Origin of the sequence: Pseudonocardia sp. 73-21 (assembly GCF_001899645.1) — a bacterium.
Classification (GTDB): domain Bacteria; phylum Actinomycetota; class Actinomycetes; order Mycobacteriales; family Pseudonocardiaceae; genus Pseudonocardia.
Genome location: NZ_MKVV01000102.1, coordinates 15,545 through 33,955 on the forward strand (window position 1 = coordinate 15,545; position 18,411 = coordinate 33,955).

Here is an 18,411-nt window from a genome sequence, read left to right on the forward strand (position 1 = left end):
TTCATCCACAGGTCTTGACTATTGCTCCATACGAGAGTGCCCGCTAACTGTGGGGTTCCAAAACATTGCACCTGACGCTGACCAGCGGTGCCAGCGGTCAGGCATGATCGCCGCCGTGTCACAGCGTCTGCTGTATCTCATCTTCCAACCCTGCGTAGGTGTCGCTCCCGGTACGGGCCACCACCGCCGAAACCCGGGCAGAGATGCGTAGACCAGCCGCGGATGGGCAGCCAGTAACTCGTCCGTGATCAGGCCGAGGCCCGCGAGGGCGGCCGGCCGCAGGTTGGTGACGAAGACGTCGGCACCCTCGAGCAGACGGTGCAGCGCGTCCCGGGCCTCGGGCCGCTTGAGGTCGAGCGCGATGCTGCGCTTGCCATGGTTGACGCTGAGGAAGATCGGGCCCATCCCAGGGTGACGACCACGACCGATGTGCCGCACGACATCCCCGTTGGGCGCCTCGACCTTGACCACATCGGCGCCCATCCACGCCATCAGCATCGTCGCGTAGGGCCCCATGAACGTCGTCGTCAGGTCGATCACCCGAACACCGTCGAGCGCGGGTGGCACAGCCTCCGATGCGTTCATCACGATGTGCCTGCGCGGTCGTCAGCGCATGGCAATACCCGACGACAGCGCGTAGGCGAGGCTCGCTGTGGACGACGAGAGCGTCACACGGCGAGCAAGGCGTCGAGCAGCAGTCATCGGTGGTCACCGCGTCGAACCACGACTACTTGGCGTCGTTCACGAGGGTCACACCTGAGATCCGGCGCGGTCGAGATGGGTGCGGTTCGCACGCGGTGTATCAGAGCCCGCGACAGCGGCTCTTAAGAACGACATCGACCTTCTTGATGCAAACCAGCTTCGGCCGCTCGCACGTCACAGGCCTCGGGCACCGCAGCGGCTCCGGCGGAGGCGAACCATGGCGAAGCTCTACGAGTCAGTGTTCTCGGCCGTTCTTCCGGCTGCTCGGCCCCTAACGGCGATCACAGCAGAGCTGGTGGCTGTCACTCCCGAGGCGCCGTCTCGGATGCGGTTGCAGCAGATCGAGCTGCTGATCGGCCAGGGCGACGACGCGTTCCGCCGGTCGAAGTACGTCGAGGCACTGCAGCGCTATAAGGAGGCTCGGGCGCGCATCTACGGCATCCTCTATCCCGGTTTCGATGTCATCTCCCACGCGCTCGCCGCTCACGACCGGATCCTGCCGACCTCCGTGGAGATCGAAAGGAGCCTCATCGGTGCGTCGGTCGCCATGTTCGGCGTCGTCCGGCCCGAGCAGGTGGACAGGCAACCGCCGCTCGCCCACGTCACCGACGTGCCGATCGACCGTGAGCTGGCGATCTTCACGCGCACGGGCTACCGGGAGCGGGTCTCCGCGGACGCCCGGATCCAGGAGGCCAGCAGCAACGGGATCGCCCTGTTGCGGGAGAACAAGCCGGACCAGGCGTTTTCCGTGATGCAACAAGCCCTTGCGACGGTGGAGGCGGACGGGGCGGCCGTCGACCCCGCCCTGCTCGGCGCGCTCGAGCTGAACCTCGGCAGCGTCGCACTCCAGCTCCGCGACGCGGAGCGGGCCAAGGTTCACTCCGAGAACGCTCTCCGGCGCTTCACACAGAGCAAGGACACCGTCGGCCGCGCGCAGGCGCTGCACGTCTCGGCGATCGCGACCCGGCGGCTCGGCGACAACGACGGCGCCGGGCAGCTCTTCGACCGCGCTGCCACCGAACTGGCCGAGGCCGGGCCCCCGGCATCGCTGCCTGTGGCAGCGACCCTCGCAGGCGGGCAGGCGTCCCGCGATCCCGTCGTGCTCGGCTCGATCGCGCAGAGGAACGGCTCGATCGCCACCTTGCGGATTCCGGGACGCACCGACGGTTGGTCGGCGCTCGTGCTCGACGACGACCTTCAGCTCCAGCAGGTCGGTAAGCCCTGGACGGTGGGCGTACAGCTGGGCGAGGACCTCACCCGGTTCGAGGTCGGCGGGTTCGCCGACCCGAGCGCGGACGAGTTCGTCGCCCGGATCTACCAGGCGCGGGTGACCAAGGAGCGCTTCGCCGACCTGCACATCAAGCTCGACGGTCCGAGCAGCACGACGGCCCACCTGACCCACCTGTACGCCTACGCGCTCCTCGTCAAGCTGGGCGACGCCTACCACGTTCAAGGGCTGTTCCAGCAGGCCGAGGACCACTACCTGCAGGCGGCGGGCTACTCCTTCCTCAACCAGGCGCTCGAAGGGCCCGTGCTGTGGACACGCCTCGCGCGCAACGCGGTCGGCTGGGGGCACGCGCGCTACAAGGGCGGGGACCTGCCCGGCGCCGCCGACCAGTACTCGAAGCTGATCACGACGGCGGGCACAGTGCCTGCCTCGTTCCTGTACGACACCGCCGCGCTGACGACGCCTGCGGACGACGCGCGCACCCTGATCGTGAACCTGCTGACGCGCCCGCTGCCGACGATCAACTGGGACATCGGGTGGGCGGTGCTGACCGCGCACCAGTTCCTCCAGCAGATCGCGGACGGGCTGGACTTCTATGGACTGGCCCTCTCCCCGATCCACACGTTCGAGTACCTGCAGAGCATCGCGCGCGGCTTCGCGCAGGAGGCGGTCCAGGCCGAGCGCGAGTTCGTGAACTTCACGTCGCGCCAGGAAGGTGAGGAGGCCACCCGCCGCGACCTCGAGTCCGCCTCGGCGATGGCGGATGCCGAGGTACAGGCCCGCCAGGAGGCGCTCGCCTCGGCACATGAGGACGAGTCCGCCGCGCGCAACGCGCTCACCCTCGCCGTGACGCGGCGCAACCAGGCTCAGACGCAGCACGACGCCTACGCCGCCTCCAGCTCCACGCAGATCTGGGCGCAAGCGGCCGCCGCGGCGCTGGGCGGTGGCGAGGACGCGCTCTATGCGGAGATCAGCGAGCTCGCCGACCGGCTGGACCGCGGCGAGACCATCCAGGGGCCCGGCCCGAAGCTCGCAGCAGCGCAGATCCTGCGCGCCGGTCGCAGGTCCCGCGCGTACGAGCTGAAGAAGATGGAGGACACGATCGTCGAGCTGGCCCGCGCGATCACGATCGCCCAGGACCAGGTCGACAGCGCGGTGCGCCGCACCGCCGCCGCGGAGATCGCGGTCGAGGCCGCCAAGCAGCGCGCGGAGATGACGAAGGCGTCGCTCGAGGCGTTCGACGACGAGTTCTTCACACCCGAGTCGTGGCAGCGCATGGCCGACGTTGTGCGCGACATCTCGCGCTCGTACCTTTTCCGCGCGATCCGCATCGCACAGCTGATGGAGCGGGCCTACAACTTCGAGAACGACACCACGCTCAAGATCATCAAGGACGACTACGGACATGGTGTGGCGAGTCCTGAGCCCGGCCGGGACGTACGCCTGCTCGGTGGCGACAGCCTGCTCGACGACATCGACGCGTTCACCTATCACGCCGTCACGACGAAAACGCGTAAAGCCAGCCGCATCAAGGACGTCATCTCCGTCAGCGAGGACTTCCCCGCCCAGTTCGAGAAGTTCCGCCGTACCGGCCTCCTGTCGTTCGAGACCGACCTCTACGAATTCGACCGCCTGCACCCCGGCTTCTACGGCCAGCGGATCGAGGAGGTCGAGGTCCAGGTCGTCGGGATCCTGCCCGAGGGCGGGCTCAACGGAACTCTGTCACTGGGTGGGGTCACGCGCTTTCGCCGCAAGGACGGCACCGCAGCCGAGCGCGTGCACGAGGTCGACACGATGGCACTGTCGGAGTTCGTCGTGCGCAACGACGGCTTTCTCTACCGCGCCGAGACGGGCGTACGCGGGCTTTTCCAGGGCTTCGGCGTCGGCTGCACCTGGGTCATGCACCTGCCCAAACGCAGCAACGCCGTGGACTTCCGGCGCATCTTCGACGTCCAGATCGCGGTGTACTACACCGCCCGCTTCGACAACGTCCTGCGCACCTCGGTGCTCACTACGGATCCCCGCCCCGACGAGTTGGTGCGCGTGCGCACCTACGGGCTGCGCTACGACTTTCCCGACGCCTGGTTCGCCTTCTACCAGGCAGGCGCGATGCAGTTCACACTCGACCGGTTCAGCCTGCCTCCCAACCAGAAGGACTTCGCGGTGCAGACCGTGTCGTTCCGGCTCGTACCGGCGGCAGGGTTCTCCGCGGAGGGCATCGAGCTGCGGATCAGCGGGCCGGACGGGGCCGGCGGAGTGGTGACGACCGACGCCGACGGGGTGGTGTCGACCGAGGGCGCCGACCTCGCCGGGCTGGTCGGCATCGATCCGCTCGGTGATTGGACCGTTGACGTCCTCGGCGGTGCGGCGATCACGGACAACGGCGTGTTGCGGCCGGAGCGCATCTACAACCTCCAGGTCGGTCTCGAGTACCGGTTCGCCTACGTCGTCGAAGAGGTCGTGTAGCGATGCGCGAAGCGTCGGGGGTCGCCGCCGGGCTCGTCGCACTGCCGTCCGGCGGATCCGCGGTCGCGCCCCAGGGCGACCGCTTCCAGCCCGACCTGGTCCGGGGAAGCGGCAGCTACGCGGTTCCGGTCCACCTGCCGAAGGGCCCGAACGGCCTCGCGCCCGCGATGACGCTGAGCTACTCCACCGGCTCGGGGAACGGGCCCTTCGGCCTCGGCTGGCGGCTGGACGTCATGCGGATCGAGCGGCGGAGCGACCGCGGCGTTCCGCGCTACGACGACGCCGACACGTTCGTGATCGGCGGCGCCGAGGTCCTCGTCCCGGTCGGCGAAGGCCGGTACCGCCCGCAGGCGGACACCCGCTCGTGGCACGTCGAGCGCGCAGGCGACGGGTGGCGGGTGCGCACCGGGGAGGGCCGCACGCTGCTCCTCGGCCGGAGCCCGGCAAGTCGGGAAGCCCGTGGCGGGGAGCCCTTCGCCTGGTACGTCGACGAGGAGTCCGACCAGGCGGGCAACGCCATCACGTACGGCTACCGCCGCGACGGCGACCGCCTCTTTCTCGACGAGGTCCGCTACAGCATCTTCTCCCTGCGTATCGGGTACACACCGCGCCCGGACGTGCTGCGCAACGGACGGGCGGGCTTCCTGCGCGTCACCGGCCTGCGGGCCGCCGGCCTCGAGCTGCACTGCACGCGGCAGGCGCCCACACTGATGCGCTCGTGGCGCCTGCACTACGAGCAGGCCGACAACGGCAGCTCGCTGCTCACGCGGATCGCCCAGGTCGCCGAGCGGGACGGCGAGGTGGCCGCGATGCCCGAGCTCACCTTCGCCTACGGGAGCGCCGACCTCGACAGCTGGCAGATCCACGAGCCGGAGTCACTGGTGCCGCCGCCGAGTCTCGACGACCCGACGGCGCAGCTCGTCGACCTGACCGGAGACGGGCTCCCCGACGTTCTCCGCGTCGCGAACGGCCGGATCCTGCGATGGCGCAACACGGCGAACGGGCGCTTCGAGGGGCCCGTTGCCGTGGGGGACGTGCCCTCGCCGATCGCGCTGGATCGCGAGACCGTCGCCTTCGCCGACCTCAACGCCAACGGCCGGGCCGACCTTTTCGCGGTCAACCAGCGTCTCGCGGTGGCGTTCGAGGCCGACGGCCGGGGTGGGTTCTCGCCCGACCCGATCGTCTTCCGCGAGTCGCCTGCCACCCTGCTCGCCGACCCCCGCACGCGGCTGATGGACGTCGACGGCGACGGGGTGATCGACCTCATCCACACCGGCCGGGACCACTTCCTGCTGTACCGCCACGAGCCGCGGACGGGCTGGGCGGATCCCGTCGCGGTCCAACGCCTCACCGACCTCGAGCGATTCCCGGACGTCAGCCTGGACAACCCGGACGTCCGACTGGCCGACATGACAGGCGACGGTCTCCAGGACTTCGTACTGGTGCGCAGCGGCGACGTCAGCTACTGGCCGTATCTGGGCAACGGCCGGTGGGGAGACCGCGTCCGGATGGCCGGTGCGCCGCGGCTGCAGGCCGGGTTCCGCCACGAGCGGCTGCACCTGGTCGACCTGGACGGCGACGGCTGTGCCGACCTCGTGCACCTCGACGACGACGCCGTCCGGATCTGGCTCAACCGCTCCGGAGCCGGATTCGAGGACGAAGTGACGATCCCCGTCACCACCGGCATGGGCGGCGGCCGGGTGCTCCCCGCAGATCTCTTCGGCGACGGCAGGCCCGGTTTCGTCTGGTCGGCACCCGGCAGGCGCGAGTACAGCGCGGGCTACCGCTTCCTGCGCTTCGCGGGAGGCCACAACCCCTACATGATGACGACGATCGACAACGGTCTGGGCGGGACGACCGAGCTCACCTACTCGACGACGACGGCCATGCGCCGGGCCGACGAGGACGAGGGCCGCCCCTGGCCGGGCCTGCTGCCGTTCGTCGTCGGCGTGGTCCAGACGATCCGCGAGTCCGACGCCACGACCGGGCACCAGGCCGAGGTGGTCATCCGGTATCACGACGGCGTTTACGACGGGCCGCGCCGGGAGTTCCGCGGGTTCACCGAGGTGACGGTCGACGTCGCCGGAGACGACTCCGTGCCCGCCACGCGGCAGGAGGTCCGCTTCTTCCAGGGCGACCCCGAGCACCCCGACCGCGGCGAGCGCGACCGGCAGCGGGCGCTCGCGGGCGCACTGCTCGAGACCCGCCAGCTCGAACGCGTCGAGGGCACCTTCGTACGCAGGCGGCGCTCCGTTCAGGCGTGGGAGGCCCGGCCGCAGCACGACGCCGCGGTCCATCTCGTGCTGCTCTCCTCGGTGGAGACCACCGAGGAGAGCCCGAGCGGCGAGCCCGCCCGCATCGAGCGCACGACGCTCGCCGACTACGACGCCTTCGGCAACGTGGGTCGCCGCCTGCGGGAGAGCGCGGCAGGAGGCGCCGTGCCCGCAGCGGCGATCCGCTCGGAGGAACGGTTCACCTACGTCGCGAACGAGACCGACTGGCTCGTCAAGCTGCCCGTGCGGATGGAGCTGCGCGACGGGACCGGCGTGCCGTTCGCGGTGAAGATCCACCACTATGACGGCCCGGCTTTCGCCGGGCTCGCCGAGGGCGACGCGACGCACGGGCTGCTCACCCGGGTGAGCGAGCTCCGACTGCTGGAGGCCAAGCTGCCCGCGGGCTACGTCGGCGCCCGCGACTTCGCTGGGCTCGGCCTGGCGTTGACCGGCGCGGGCGACCTGCGCGGCTACTATGCGACGACGATCGCCCACGGGCGGGACACGCGGGGCAACGTCGTCGCCTACCGCGACCCGACCGGCAACGTGGCGAGCGTCGACTTCGACGCCGACGGCGTCCATCCCGTGCGGAGCGTGGACGCGAACGGCGCGGAGACGACGCTCGAGTTCGCCCCGCACGCGGGCGAGCCTGCGCGGGTACAGGCCCCGGATGGGCGTCGCCTCCGCTACGAGCACGACCCGCTCGGCAGGCTCGTCGCGGCCTACGAGGACGACGACACCGGGACCGAGCAGCTCGTGAAGTGCTGGGCGATCGACGTCGACGCCGTCCCGACCTCGATCACCTCCTACGCGCCGCGCGCGGCGGGCAGTACGCGTGCTGAGCTGGTCGCCGCCGATTCCGAGGCGCTCACGGGGGTGTCGGTCGCACGGGTCTACCTCGACGGTGGCGGCCGCGAGGCGCTGCAGGTGACACGCGCGGCCGACGACCCCGGCGGCGCCCGCCGCTTCGTCCGGTCCAACCACGTCCGGCTCAACGCCCGTGGGCTCACCGCGAGCACGGCCGCGCCGCGCCTCGTGTCCACGCTCGCGTTCGACGCCGCCGGGCCCGCGACGCCGGACGGCATCGCGTTCCGGTACGACGCGCTGGGGCGCGTCCGCGAGACGATCGGGCCTGCGCCGGTCCATCAGCGCGTCGTGCGGGACACCTTCACGATCGAGCACTTCGAGGGCGCACCGACGGCGGCCGAGGCCCCTGTCCGCGTCGAACACTTCGACGCGCGCGAGCGGCTCGTCCGGATCGACGAGCGCCGCGACGGCGCGACAACCCTGTCGACCGTCTACGACCTGGCCCTCGACGGGCGGATCTCCGCGATCCGTGACGGCGGGGGCATGCCGGTCACGCGCTACACCATCGCCGGTGTCGCCGACCCCGTTCGCATCGAGCACCGCGACGTCGGTGGCCGGACCTACTACCACGACGCCGCCAACCGCCTCGTCGAGCGCGTCGATCCGGACGGCTCGGCGCTGTTCTACTCCTACGACGCGCTCGGTCGTCTGACCCGGATCGAACACAACGCCGCCGCGGGCGGCGCCCGCACGACCGTCCGCGAGCTGATCTACGACGAGGACCCGGACGGGGCCTCCGCTGGACGCAACCTCCAGGGCCGCATCGCGCTCGTCCGCGATGCGGGCAACGCGTTCCGCTACAGCTACAACCGGGCGGGCCTGATCGTGCGCGACGAGGTCACCGCGGCGGGCGGCACGCTTGTCACCCGGCGCGAGTACGACCTGCAGGGGACCCCGACGGCCGTCGTCTACCCGGACGGACACCGCATGACGACGACCCTCGACGACAGCGGCAGCGTCAGCACGATCGACGGCGTGCTGACCGAGGTCGCGTACGACGCCGACGGGTCGATCACCGACTGGCGGTTCGACAACGGCGTGCGGGCGCGGTACGCGCGGGACACGGTGTCCCGCCGGCTGACCGAGATCGCGGCGACCGGCGCGGACGGGACCGTGCTGCGGCGCGTGCGCTACGGCCACGACGACGTCGGCAACATCGTGGGGCTGGTCGACGAGCGGCCGGGAAGCACCGAGCACCAGATCTTCGGGTACGACGGGCTCCACCGCCTGACCAGTCAGGAGGTCCGCGCCGACGACGCCGAGGGGGCCGTGCTGCGCAGCGGTGCCTACCGCTACGACGGCGAGGGCAACCTGCTCGAACTCGGCGAGGGGTCGGGCCTGGCACTCGACTACACCGACCCCGCGCGGCCAGGACGCCTCACCCGGATCACCAGCGCGGCAGGCGCTGCGCCGCAGGTTCCCGGCTACGACGCAGCAGGCCGTACAACCGCGCTGGGCGACCTCGCGACGATCGAGTACGACCCGCTGGACCGGCTCGTCCGGGTCGTCCGGGTCGATGGCACAGAGCTCCGGTTCGCCTACGACATGCAGAACCGCCGCATCGTCAAGGAGGTCACCACGGGTGGTGCGACGACGCGCGTCCGCTACGCCACGGGGCTGTTCGAGCAGCACGAGACACATGGGATCCGCAACGTGTTCCTCGGCAAGCGGCTCGTCGCCAGCGTGCGCGTGGCACCTGCCGCACCCCCCGCGCCGCTCTACTACTTCAGCGACCATCACGGCACGCTCCTGCACGCCACGGACGCCGCCGGAGCCACCGTCCACGACCAGCGCTACGAGCCGTTCGGCTCGGCTCTCGACCCTTCCGTGGACCTCGATCGCTACCTGGGCCGCACCCGGGACTCAGAGACGGGCCTCCTACACCTCGGTGCCCGCCACTACGCCCCCGCGCTCGGCCGCTTCCTGACGCCCGACTGGTTCGTGCTGGAGAACCCGGACCGCGCCGCGCGCATCCCCACGAGCCTCAACCTCTACGCGTATGCCGTCGACAATCCGCTGGTCTTCCGGGACCCCACCGGCCTGTGGTTCGGCATCGACGACCTGATCGTGGCCGCCGTCGGCTTCGTCGTCGGCTTCGTTTCCGGGCTGATCTACGGCCTGGCCAACGGACAGGGTTGGGGAAGCCTGCTCACGGCGCTGGAGACCGGCTTGACGACCGCCGCAGGCGCCTGGCTCGGCTGGAACACCGGGATGCTCGTCGGCGGTCCCGTCGGCGCCGTCATCGGCGCCTCGATGGGCGGCTTCAACGGGCTCGTGAGCGGAATGCACGGCATCTACGACTGGACGAGCGCGAGCGGTTGGTTCTCGTTCCTGTCCGACTCGACGTGGAGTCTGCTCGGAACGAGTCTGGGCAACGTCGTCCACGTCATCAACATCTTCTACTCGGATTCGAAATACCGCGACGATCTCAGCCGTAGGCAGAACCGCCACGTCTATGAGGGCGGCTTCGCGTTGAAGTCCGACTTCGCCTTCACCCAGGGCAACGTCATCAGCAACGCTGGTCTCGGGACGGGCAGTGTCAACACCAGCTTCATCGCCCAGCACGAGGAGCTGCACATCTGGCAGCAGCGGTTCTTCGGCCCGATCTTCCAGGTGACCTATGTCGCGTGGGCGGTCGGCGGCTTCCTTGCCGCGAGTGGCTACTGGCTCTTCAACACCGACCAAAGCTACGGAAGCCTGCTCGAAACCGCGGCATACTACGACAATCCGTTCGAATACTGGGCGTACAACAACGACAGCAACTGGCCACCCTCCGGCATCAACTCGTCCCTGGCGTGGTCCTGAGACCTCATAGGACGCGAACCGTGAAGATCACAATCCGCCGCGGTCCCGGCGCCGTCATCGTCAGCCCACCGCCCCCGGGCTGGATCGCAGACGACGATCCGGCAGGCACCCTCACGGATCCCTTCCACTCCATCTCCGCCGCCATCGCCGTCGCGAACGGGCGCGACGTCCACCTGCGCGGCGGCCGGTATGTCGAACCGATCACGGTGGACGGCGTGCACGGGGGCAGCGGGCACCCGATCACCATCGCGGCCTACGACGGCGAACCGGTGACCGTCGACTGTTTCGTGCCGGATTTCCTGCACCCCACCGCGGAGGCGCATTGGGAACCCGTCGACGGCAGCCCAGACGAGTTCGTCTGGACCCAGCCCTCCCCGGCCGGCGAGGCCGAGGAGGTCAGGCGCGGCGCGTTCCTCGACACGCACCGGCACACCCGGCTGATCAGCTACAGCCGGGCCGAGGATCTGCGGTCGCCCAACGAGTTCAACATCCGGATCGAGGATCCCCGGCCCTCCGACGAGATCGACCCCGACGAGCCCCCGCCCGGCGACAACTACGTGTGGGTCGCGAACCCCGAACCGGACGGCGAGAAATGGATCCCGACCGAGGAACCGCGAGTCTTCCGGAACTGGATGTACATGGGCCCGGGGATCTGGTTCGACGACAGGCAGCGGAAGGTGCACATCCGCCTGTCCCACACCCACAACAACGTCCTCGGGTGGCCGGACTACACGGGTGTCACCGACCCGCGAACGGTCGGCATCGCGCTCTCAAAGAGTTTGACCCCCGCCCTGCGGCTCACCAACTGCACGTTCCTGCGGTTGAAGGACATCACCCTCCGGTTCGGCGGACAGGAGACCGTGCGGATCAGGAACTGCACCGACATCGAGTTCGACCACGTTCACATCCGGGCCGGCAGCCGGGCGATAAGGCTCGAAGCGGAGAAGGATGAGCACAACGCACGGATCGTGTTCCATGACTGCGAGATCGACGGTGGCCTGCCGACCTGGCTCTTCCGCAGCGACCGCAAGGACGAATACCACTACGTCGCGGCCACACTCCGGAATCCGACGCAGGCCGACGTGGAACACAACACGCTCGGCAAGTCGACCACCAACAACCTCCTGTCCAGCAGGCGGAACGCGGCCGAGATCCAGGTCCACCACTGTGAGCTAGTCAACGGCCATGACGTGTGCATCTTCGGACCGGGAATGCGCTTCCACCACAACTGGGTGGACAACATCAACGACGACGCGCTGTTCATGGGCTCGGAGGACTCGGACACCAAGGACGCGTGGGTGTATCGGAACGTGGTGACCAAGGTCTTGACCACGCTGAGCTTCGCGTCCGAAACCCCGCTCGACGGCATCCGGATCTTCCGGAACCTGTTCGATATCCGTGAGCCGACGCTCGGGATCAGGCCGGGCAAGGTGGGCGACAACCCGCTCCGGCAGGGCCAGTTCTTCAAGGGCAACGGGATCGAGGGGCCGTTCGACCTGTGGCACAACACGTGCCTGGTCAGGAACGCAGGCGCGACCTTCGTCGACGAGCCGCCGACCGACCTCAACCGGGCGGGCTTCACCCACTACAGGCAGTTTCACCTCGCAGGCGTACGCCGGTCGTATAACAACGTATTCGTGGCGGCCTACCCGGACTCCGGGATCACGAGACCGATCGCGTTCCTCCCGCCCCGGACCTTCGAAGGACCGACCGACGGCAACGTCTACGAGCGCCTCGGCCCGGGGCCTGCTTCCCAGCCCCGGTTCGCCGTCACCGGCGGAAGTCCGCCTGAGTTCGTCGATCTCGACGGCTATAACGCCCTACACGATCCGTGGGAACGGGAAGGTGTTCGCGCCGATCCGCTGCTCCTCTCGTTCGACAGTGCCACCGGTCACCCGCACCTTGACGACGACCTGCGACCCCGAGACGGCAGCCCCGCCAAGGGGAGCGCTGTGGCGATGCCCGCCGACATGGCCACGATCGACCGTGACGCCAATGTCCTCGCCAAGCGGTTTGGCGGCGATCGGGGTTGCTACTGGACCCTTAAAGTGCCTGCTTTCCCAGGGCTCAGCTTTGTGCTATTCGACCGCATGTCCGTGGGGGTGAAGGGACGCCGGAAGTTCCCTCGGTGACGCTGAGGCACGATGCGTGCGCTCGCACGAATGGAGCTGAGGGGGGCTCGAACCCCTTCGTCGGGCGACACCTCCCCCGCCCGGAACCGGGCATGCGACTCCCGCGCCGCGCCGTCCCACCCACCAACACACCCTGCCTCGGCCACATGCGAGACCATCCCAGCCGCCACCGACACCACGGCCAGCACCGTCCCGTACACATGCGTCGTTCGTATCGATACTGCAGGTTCGGAATACCGCACGTCCGCCAGTCGAGCTGGCGATCCAACGCGTGTTGCTCGGGTTCCGCACTCTGCGGATCGACTCTCTATGCGGTCGGTCTCGGCGAGCAGCGCGGCGATCGTCGCGGCTACGATCGTTAACCTGCCGACGCATCCGCCTGATGCTCCGCGTCGTCCGGACCCGCCGCCGTGCTGGTCCCGATCAGTTTCGCGCGCAGGCTTCCTCCGCACCCAGGCCGCCACGATATTGGCCGTCGACTTCTACCACGTCGGCTGCGCGGTGACGCTGCGGCAGCTCTACGTCCTATCCGCGCTTGAGGTCGGCGGCGGCCTGAAACTGCAGATCAGACACCATGGCCGGGTTCTGGGACCTGACAGGGCAGGTGTGGCAGCGGGGGCATCCGGGACCTTGATGCCTACACGAGTGCGGCTACGGCCACGGCCTGCGGAAACGACCTCGGCGCAGGAGTGCGTCGTGAAGATCGGAAACGGACACGCTCTTGCCCAACAGAGGTAGCCGACGTGATTACCCGCGCGATCACCGTGCCCGCCGCCGGTGCGGGGGCGCCAGCGTTCCTGAACCTGCTCGGGGCGTCGTCTACTTCAACGAGGAACGCCGCATCGAGCTCGGCGCCTATGTCCGCCGCGCCCGCAATCGCCTACCCCAGGCCCGTCCACAGCAGGATCCAGCAGCGGCCCATCCTCGGCGGCCTCATCGACGCGTACCAAGCAGCTGCCAAGACCGCAGATCAGGGCACCGTGGCCGGGTTCTGGAACCCGACAGGCCGCTATGATGCTCTCATGGAATACCGCATGAGCAACGTCGTCGCTGGCGGGACTGAGCCCGAACCCGACATCATTAAGAAGGTCAATGCTGAGCTGACCAGGTGGGCAGACAACGGCTGGGAGCTCATCAGAGCTGAAACTCTTGCAGAAAGTGAAAACGACCGGCTATATACGATGTGGTGGCAGAAGGGCTGACATAAAGATGCCCCGGCTCAACAGAGCCGGGGCATCATCTTAGGTGTTGCTGTTGTTCAGTACTTCGGTCGGCGGATGGTCTTGCATCGGACTGTTCGCACGGACGGGTCGGACGGCGCATGGCAGCTCCAATCGTGGAGCAACGAGGTTAGCGCGATTTCTGACGATCCGCCAGGTACCACTCGTGCTGAACGGAGTCGTCCCGCCGCCACGTCCCGCACCCGCAGATCCGTTGGTTTGTAGCGGCGGTCTTGCCACAAACGCAGTTGCCGCCTCCGTTGCGACTGTTTGGGTGTTTGGCTTCCTGACTGCACATGTCGCAGATGCGTTGCCAACTCTTGTCACGAAATTCGAACCTCAGCGCGGGGAGTGCCCCCCTATCGGCCAGTCCAGCCCTGAACCGGCCAACGTGCGCAACAGGGTCGGCGAACTGCGGCGAGTTGTCGACGCTGCCGCCATCACTAACCCGGCTGTTGCAGCACGGGTGTGATGTTGGTGGTCCGACACGGTGCCTGAACGCGCGAAAGTGCCTGCTCAGTGGGGTTGGATCGGAGTTCTCGAGGCTCTGAACCAACGCACGGAGGAGGCACTTCGCTCGTGCACCCTACAACCGCCCGACCCATGATCACGGTGACCGCGGACGGGACCGGTGTCGTGTCGCACGTCGGGTCCCGGCTCCTGGCCGGCATGGCCGATCGCAGCGGCCTGACCGACGCGTTCAGCGACGCGCTGGCCGGGCTGCGGGAACGCCGCAGCGGCGGCCGGCGACCCGGACCAGCTCTCGCAGTGGCACCGGCTCGGGTGCGTAGCAGCGGTAGAACGCCAGCTCACTGGTGTCACGGTGCCGGCGCACCAACAGCCACCAGCGGCGGGGCCCGCCGCCGGTGACGTCGAGATCGGGCGCAGGACGCCTCTCCCCTGCAGTCGACGAAACGGTTCTGGACGCGGTCTTCGCGGCGTATGTCGATGCGTGTCTGGATGACGTCGGGGCGCCCGCCCTCGATCCGCCGATGGTTCGGCTGACCTCGGCCAGGCGATCGCGCGCAGCCCACACCGGATCGACGCGCGTCGCTGGTGGCCCTCCAGATGCCTCCCAGCCCGCACGCCGTCTTTTCAGGGACACTCGCCTCTCCCGCGACCTAGCGATGACGCGCCGAGATAGGCCCGAACGAGCGCTCCGCGTTGGGCGGGTGTCGCGCCGCGGCAGGCGAATACGATGAGGACAACGGGCAGAAGGATGGTGACGAGAAGGTACGCGAGCGCGGCTCCCGGCGGGAGCCCCACGAGCAGCCCGCTCGCCACGAGCAGGTTCGAGGACGTCAGCAATGGGGGGCGAACGGTGCGCATGGGTGACCTCACAGGCAGTTGTCGGGTCCGTGGCCCGGACCGATCGACGCCCAGTGCGCACGTGCTCGCGCCGGTCCGCGAGCCTCGGCCGGATGGTCGACGTACTGACCAGCGCGGTCCGGACGACTTTCCGGACCTGCCCGGACGGTCTTCGTCATGAGCATCCGTCTCGGAGAAGGACCGAACATTGAGCTGCCAGCGCTGCGCGCCCTGATGGCCGAAGCGCGCGCGATCGTGGAGGGCTGCCGGCGCTTCGACAAGCTGGACCAGCTAGCGGAGGCGGCCGTCGGCCGGCTCACCGGGAAGCGGATCTCGGAGTTGCTCGCGACCCGGAAGGTGCCCGATCGCGATCGGCTCAAGGCGGTGATCGAGGCATGCCACCCGCGTGCGTGGCCCGACATCGAATTGCTGCTCCGCAACGCGCAGGCCGAGGAGGTGGCGCGGTCCGCCCATCCGCAGCCCCGGTGGGCTGACTACGCCATGGTGCTCACCGACACTCACAGGCTGCCGTTGGTCAGCGAGATCACCGACTGGACGATGTTGGGCGTCCATCGTCCGATCGCGAGGCCGGACGGGCGAGCCGATGCGGACGTGCCCGGTCTTCCCGCCTACGTACTGCGCGAACGGGATCGGACGGTATTGCGTCCGCGCTGGCCGGATTCGTCGGTCGTGACGAGTCCGGCCAGGCGGTGGGTTTCGTGCTGGTGACCGGCGACTCCGCTGCCGGGAAGACTCGTGCCGCCGCCGAGGCGGTCCGGGCCGAACTCGGCGCCTTCCGTCTGTTGTACCCGCACAGCGCGGCCGACCTCGTGAAGCTTCTCGACGCGAGGCTGGATCTGCGCTACTGCGTGGTGTGGTTGGACGAGTTGCAGGATGTGCTCCGCCAACCGGACGGTCCGGGCGCGATGCGACGCCTGCTCGCGTTGACGCCTGGACCGACGGTGCTGATCGCCACCATGCGCACCGACGCCGAGCGTGAAGTGCGCTCCACGCCCGCCTGGCGCACGATCGCCGATCGAGCGCAGCGCATCACGTTGTCGCGGCGTCCGGAGGGCAACGAGCTGAGGGAGGCCCGCGGGCTGGACGATCCGCTGATTCGTGATGCCCTGGACCACATCGGTGACCGCTACGGCATCGCCGAATGGCTCGCGGCCGGGCCCCAGCTGCTGGATCACCTCGACCGGGCCCGAACCAGTGACGATCCACGACAGCGACTGGCCGCACGGATCGTCGCGGCCGCCGTCGATCTCTACCGCGCCGGCCACACCTCTCCAATTCCGGAGCCGCTGCTGGCCGCCGTCCTCCACCTGTACCGCGAGCACCCGGAAGTGCCCGCGACCCGGGAAGCGGTCGCCGACGCCCTGCAGTGGGCTCGAACACCGGTAGCCGGCGCCAGCGCCCTGCTCACATATGTTCCGGGTTGGGGTGACCGGGTCTTCGACTACGTCATCGGTCACGGCAGCGGGCGGGACGCCCCGGCGGTACCCGACCCGCTCTGGCCGATCCTGCTCCGGCACGTCACACCACTGACCATGCGCAGCATCGCCGCCGCGGCCCGCAGAGCCGGTCAGCGCGGGGTTCTCGACGAGCTCACTTGCAGGGCAACCGGGACCGAGCAGGTCGAGTTCCTGACCCTCTTCGAGGACGTCGCCGGGCTGGACCAGCTTGCTCGGGCCGATCAGCGGGCCGCCTGGAGGCTTGCCGAGCTGCTCGGCAGGATGAAGGATGCGGACGGTCTGCGTCGAAGGGCAGCCGACGGGAACACAGAGGCGGCCGGGGTCCTCGCTCGCCTGCTGGCCTTCAAGGGCGACGTCGACGAGCTCGCCGCCCGGTCCGAGAGCGGCGACAAGCACGCCGAACGCTGGCTCGCCTGGGCCATGGACGTTCGCGGCGACCGCCACGGCCTGGCCCGACTCGCCGACGCCGGTGTCACGGCCGCGGCGCGGCACCTCGCGCTGCGCCTGTCCCGGCTCGGGGATCTCGACGCGCTCACCGAACGCGCGAACGCCGGCGACGGCAGTGCCGCTCGCCAGCTGGCCCGAGCCGCTGCCGAACGCGGCGATGACGGCCCCCTGACGATCCTGGCCGACGGCGGTGACGTCGACGCGACGCGGCAGCTCGCCTACGTGCTCGCGTGGCGGGGCGATGTCGATGCGCTCCGGCGGCGGGCGGAGACCGGCGACTTCGCCGCACGGTGGGAGCTCGCCGCCGCTCTCGTCCGGGCGGGCGATCTCGTCGGTCTGGGAAAGCGGGCCGATCGGGGCGACCGCCTTGCCGCCCGACGGCTGGCAATGGTGCTGGCCGAGCAGGGGGATGCGGAGACGCTGACCCTGCGCGCCGAGCGCGACGAGATCGCGGCCGCGCAGCTCGTCCGGCTCTTGGCCCGGCGCGGTGATGTCGCCGAGCTGACCCGCCGAGCTGACGGCGGTGACCGGCGTGCTGTCGCAGAGCTGGGCAAGCTGCTGGCCGATCGCGGATCGCTCGACCTGCTCTTGGCGCGTCCGGACGCGCCGTCCTCCATTGTCGACCTGCTCGCGGCGCGAGGTGACGAGGAGGCGATCACTCGGCTCGTCAACGCCGGCAACCCTGCGGCCGCCGGGCGGCTCGCCGCCCTCTGGGTCGTCCGTGGCGATCTCGAGGGTGTCGAGAGACGGGCGGACACCGGCGACGAGCCGGCAGCGGCGGCGTTGGCCACCGCCCTGGTTCGCAGCAACGCTGTCGAGCGGCTCACCCGCCGAGCCGACCGGAACGACCGTTCCGCCCAGATCGCGTTGGCCAGGCTGCTCGCCGGACGGGGGCAGGTCGGTGAACTGACCGAACGTGCCGAGTGCGGCGACGATCGCGCACGGGACGAGCTGGCACACCTGCTGGCCCGCAGGGGCGACCGCGCCGGCCTGACCGCACGGGCCGATCGCGGCGAGTACATCGCGCAGGCCGAGCTGGCGCAAGTGCTGGCCGACGACCTGGACGAGCTCACCGCCCGCGCCGACGACGGCGATCCTGCCGCGGCCGTTCAGCTGGCCGAGGTACTCGCCGCTCGGGGCGACATCGCTCCTCTCATGCGTCGCGCCGACGACGGGGACACGCACGCCGCGTGGCAACTGGCCGACGTCCTGGTCCGGTGCCGCGATCTCGACCAACTTACCGAGCGGGCCGACACCGCCGATGACGCGGCGGGCCGCCGGCTGGCCCGGATACTGGCCGAGCGGCCGAACCTGAGCGCTCTCGCCGCCCGCGCCGACAGCGGAGACGAGCACGCCGCGCGCGAGCTTGCGGACGTGCTGGAACGTCGCGGCGACTTCGACGTCCTCGCTGATCGGGCCGCACACGGTGACGCTGTTGCCGCACGTCGGATTCGTGATCGCGAGAGCGGCGGGTCCGCCATCCTC

Annotated in this window: 6 protein-coding genes and 1 pseudogene; 6 read left to right on the forward strand and 1 reads right to left on the reverse strand. The window is 69.4% G+C overall.

Features of this window, described 5'->3' with window-relative positions; all coding sequences use genetic code 11:
• Positions 1-18: 18 nt before the first annotated feature.
• On the reverse strand, positions 19-585 hold the full coding sequence (locus BGP03_RS32910) for a CoA transferase (RefSeq protein WP_298795493.1): 567 nt from the start codon (positions 583-585) through the stop codon (positions 19-21).
• A 334-nt stretch (positions 586-919) separates the two neighbouring features.
• Here BGP03_RS32910 and BGP03_RS32915 point away from each other — a divergent pair, with 334 nt between their 5' ends.
• From BGP03_RS32915 to BGP03_RS32940, 6 genes and pseudogenes are all read left to right on the forward strand, one after another.
• Positions 920-4,396, forward strand: coding sequence for a hypothetical protein (locus BGP03_RS32915; protein ID WP_299738666.1), 3,477 nt, complete (start codon positions 920-922; stop codon positions 4,394-4,396).
• A 2-nt stretch (positions 4,397-4,398) separates the two neighbouring features.
• Positions 4,399-10,341: a SpvB/TcaC N-terminal domain-containing protein gene (locus BGP03_RS32920; RefSeq protein WP_299738670.1), complete on the forward strand. Its 5,943-nt coding sequence runs from the start codon at positions 4,399-4,401 to the stop codon at positions 10,339-10,341.
• Positions 10,342-10,361: 20 nt separating this feature from the next.
• Positions 10,362-12,473, forward strand: a complete 2,112-nt coding sequence (locus BGP03_RS32925) for a hypothetical protein (protein ID WP_298795487.1) — start codon at positions 10,362-10,364, stop codon at positions 12,471-12,473.
• A gap of 743 nt (positions 12,474-13,216) precedes the next feature.
• Complete coding sequence (locus BGP03_RS32930) at positions 13,217-13,675, forward strand: hypothetical protein (RefSeq protein WP_298795485.1); 459 nt, start codon at positions 13,217-13,219, stop codon at positions 13,673-13,675.
• 1,503 nt (positions 13,676-15,178) lie between these two features.
• Positions 15,179-15,730: a hypothetical protein gene (locus tag BGP03_RS32935; protein ID WP_298795483.1), complete on the forward strand. Its 552-nt coding sequence runs from the start codon at positions 15,179-15,181 to the stop codon at positions 15,728-15,730.
• Positions 15,712-18,411 (forward strand): annotated as a pseudogene (locus BGP03_RS32940) (hypothetical protein); the annotation flags it as partial. The gene BGP03_RS32935 and the pseudogene BGP03_RS32940, both read left to right, overlap by 19 nt.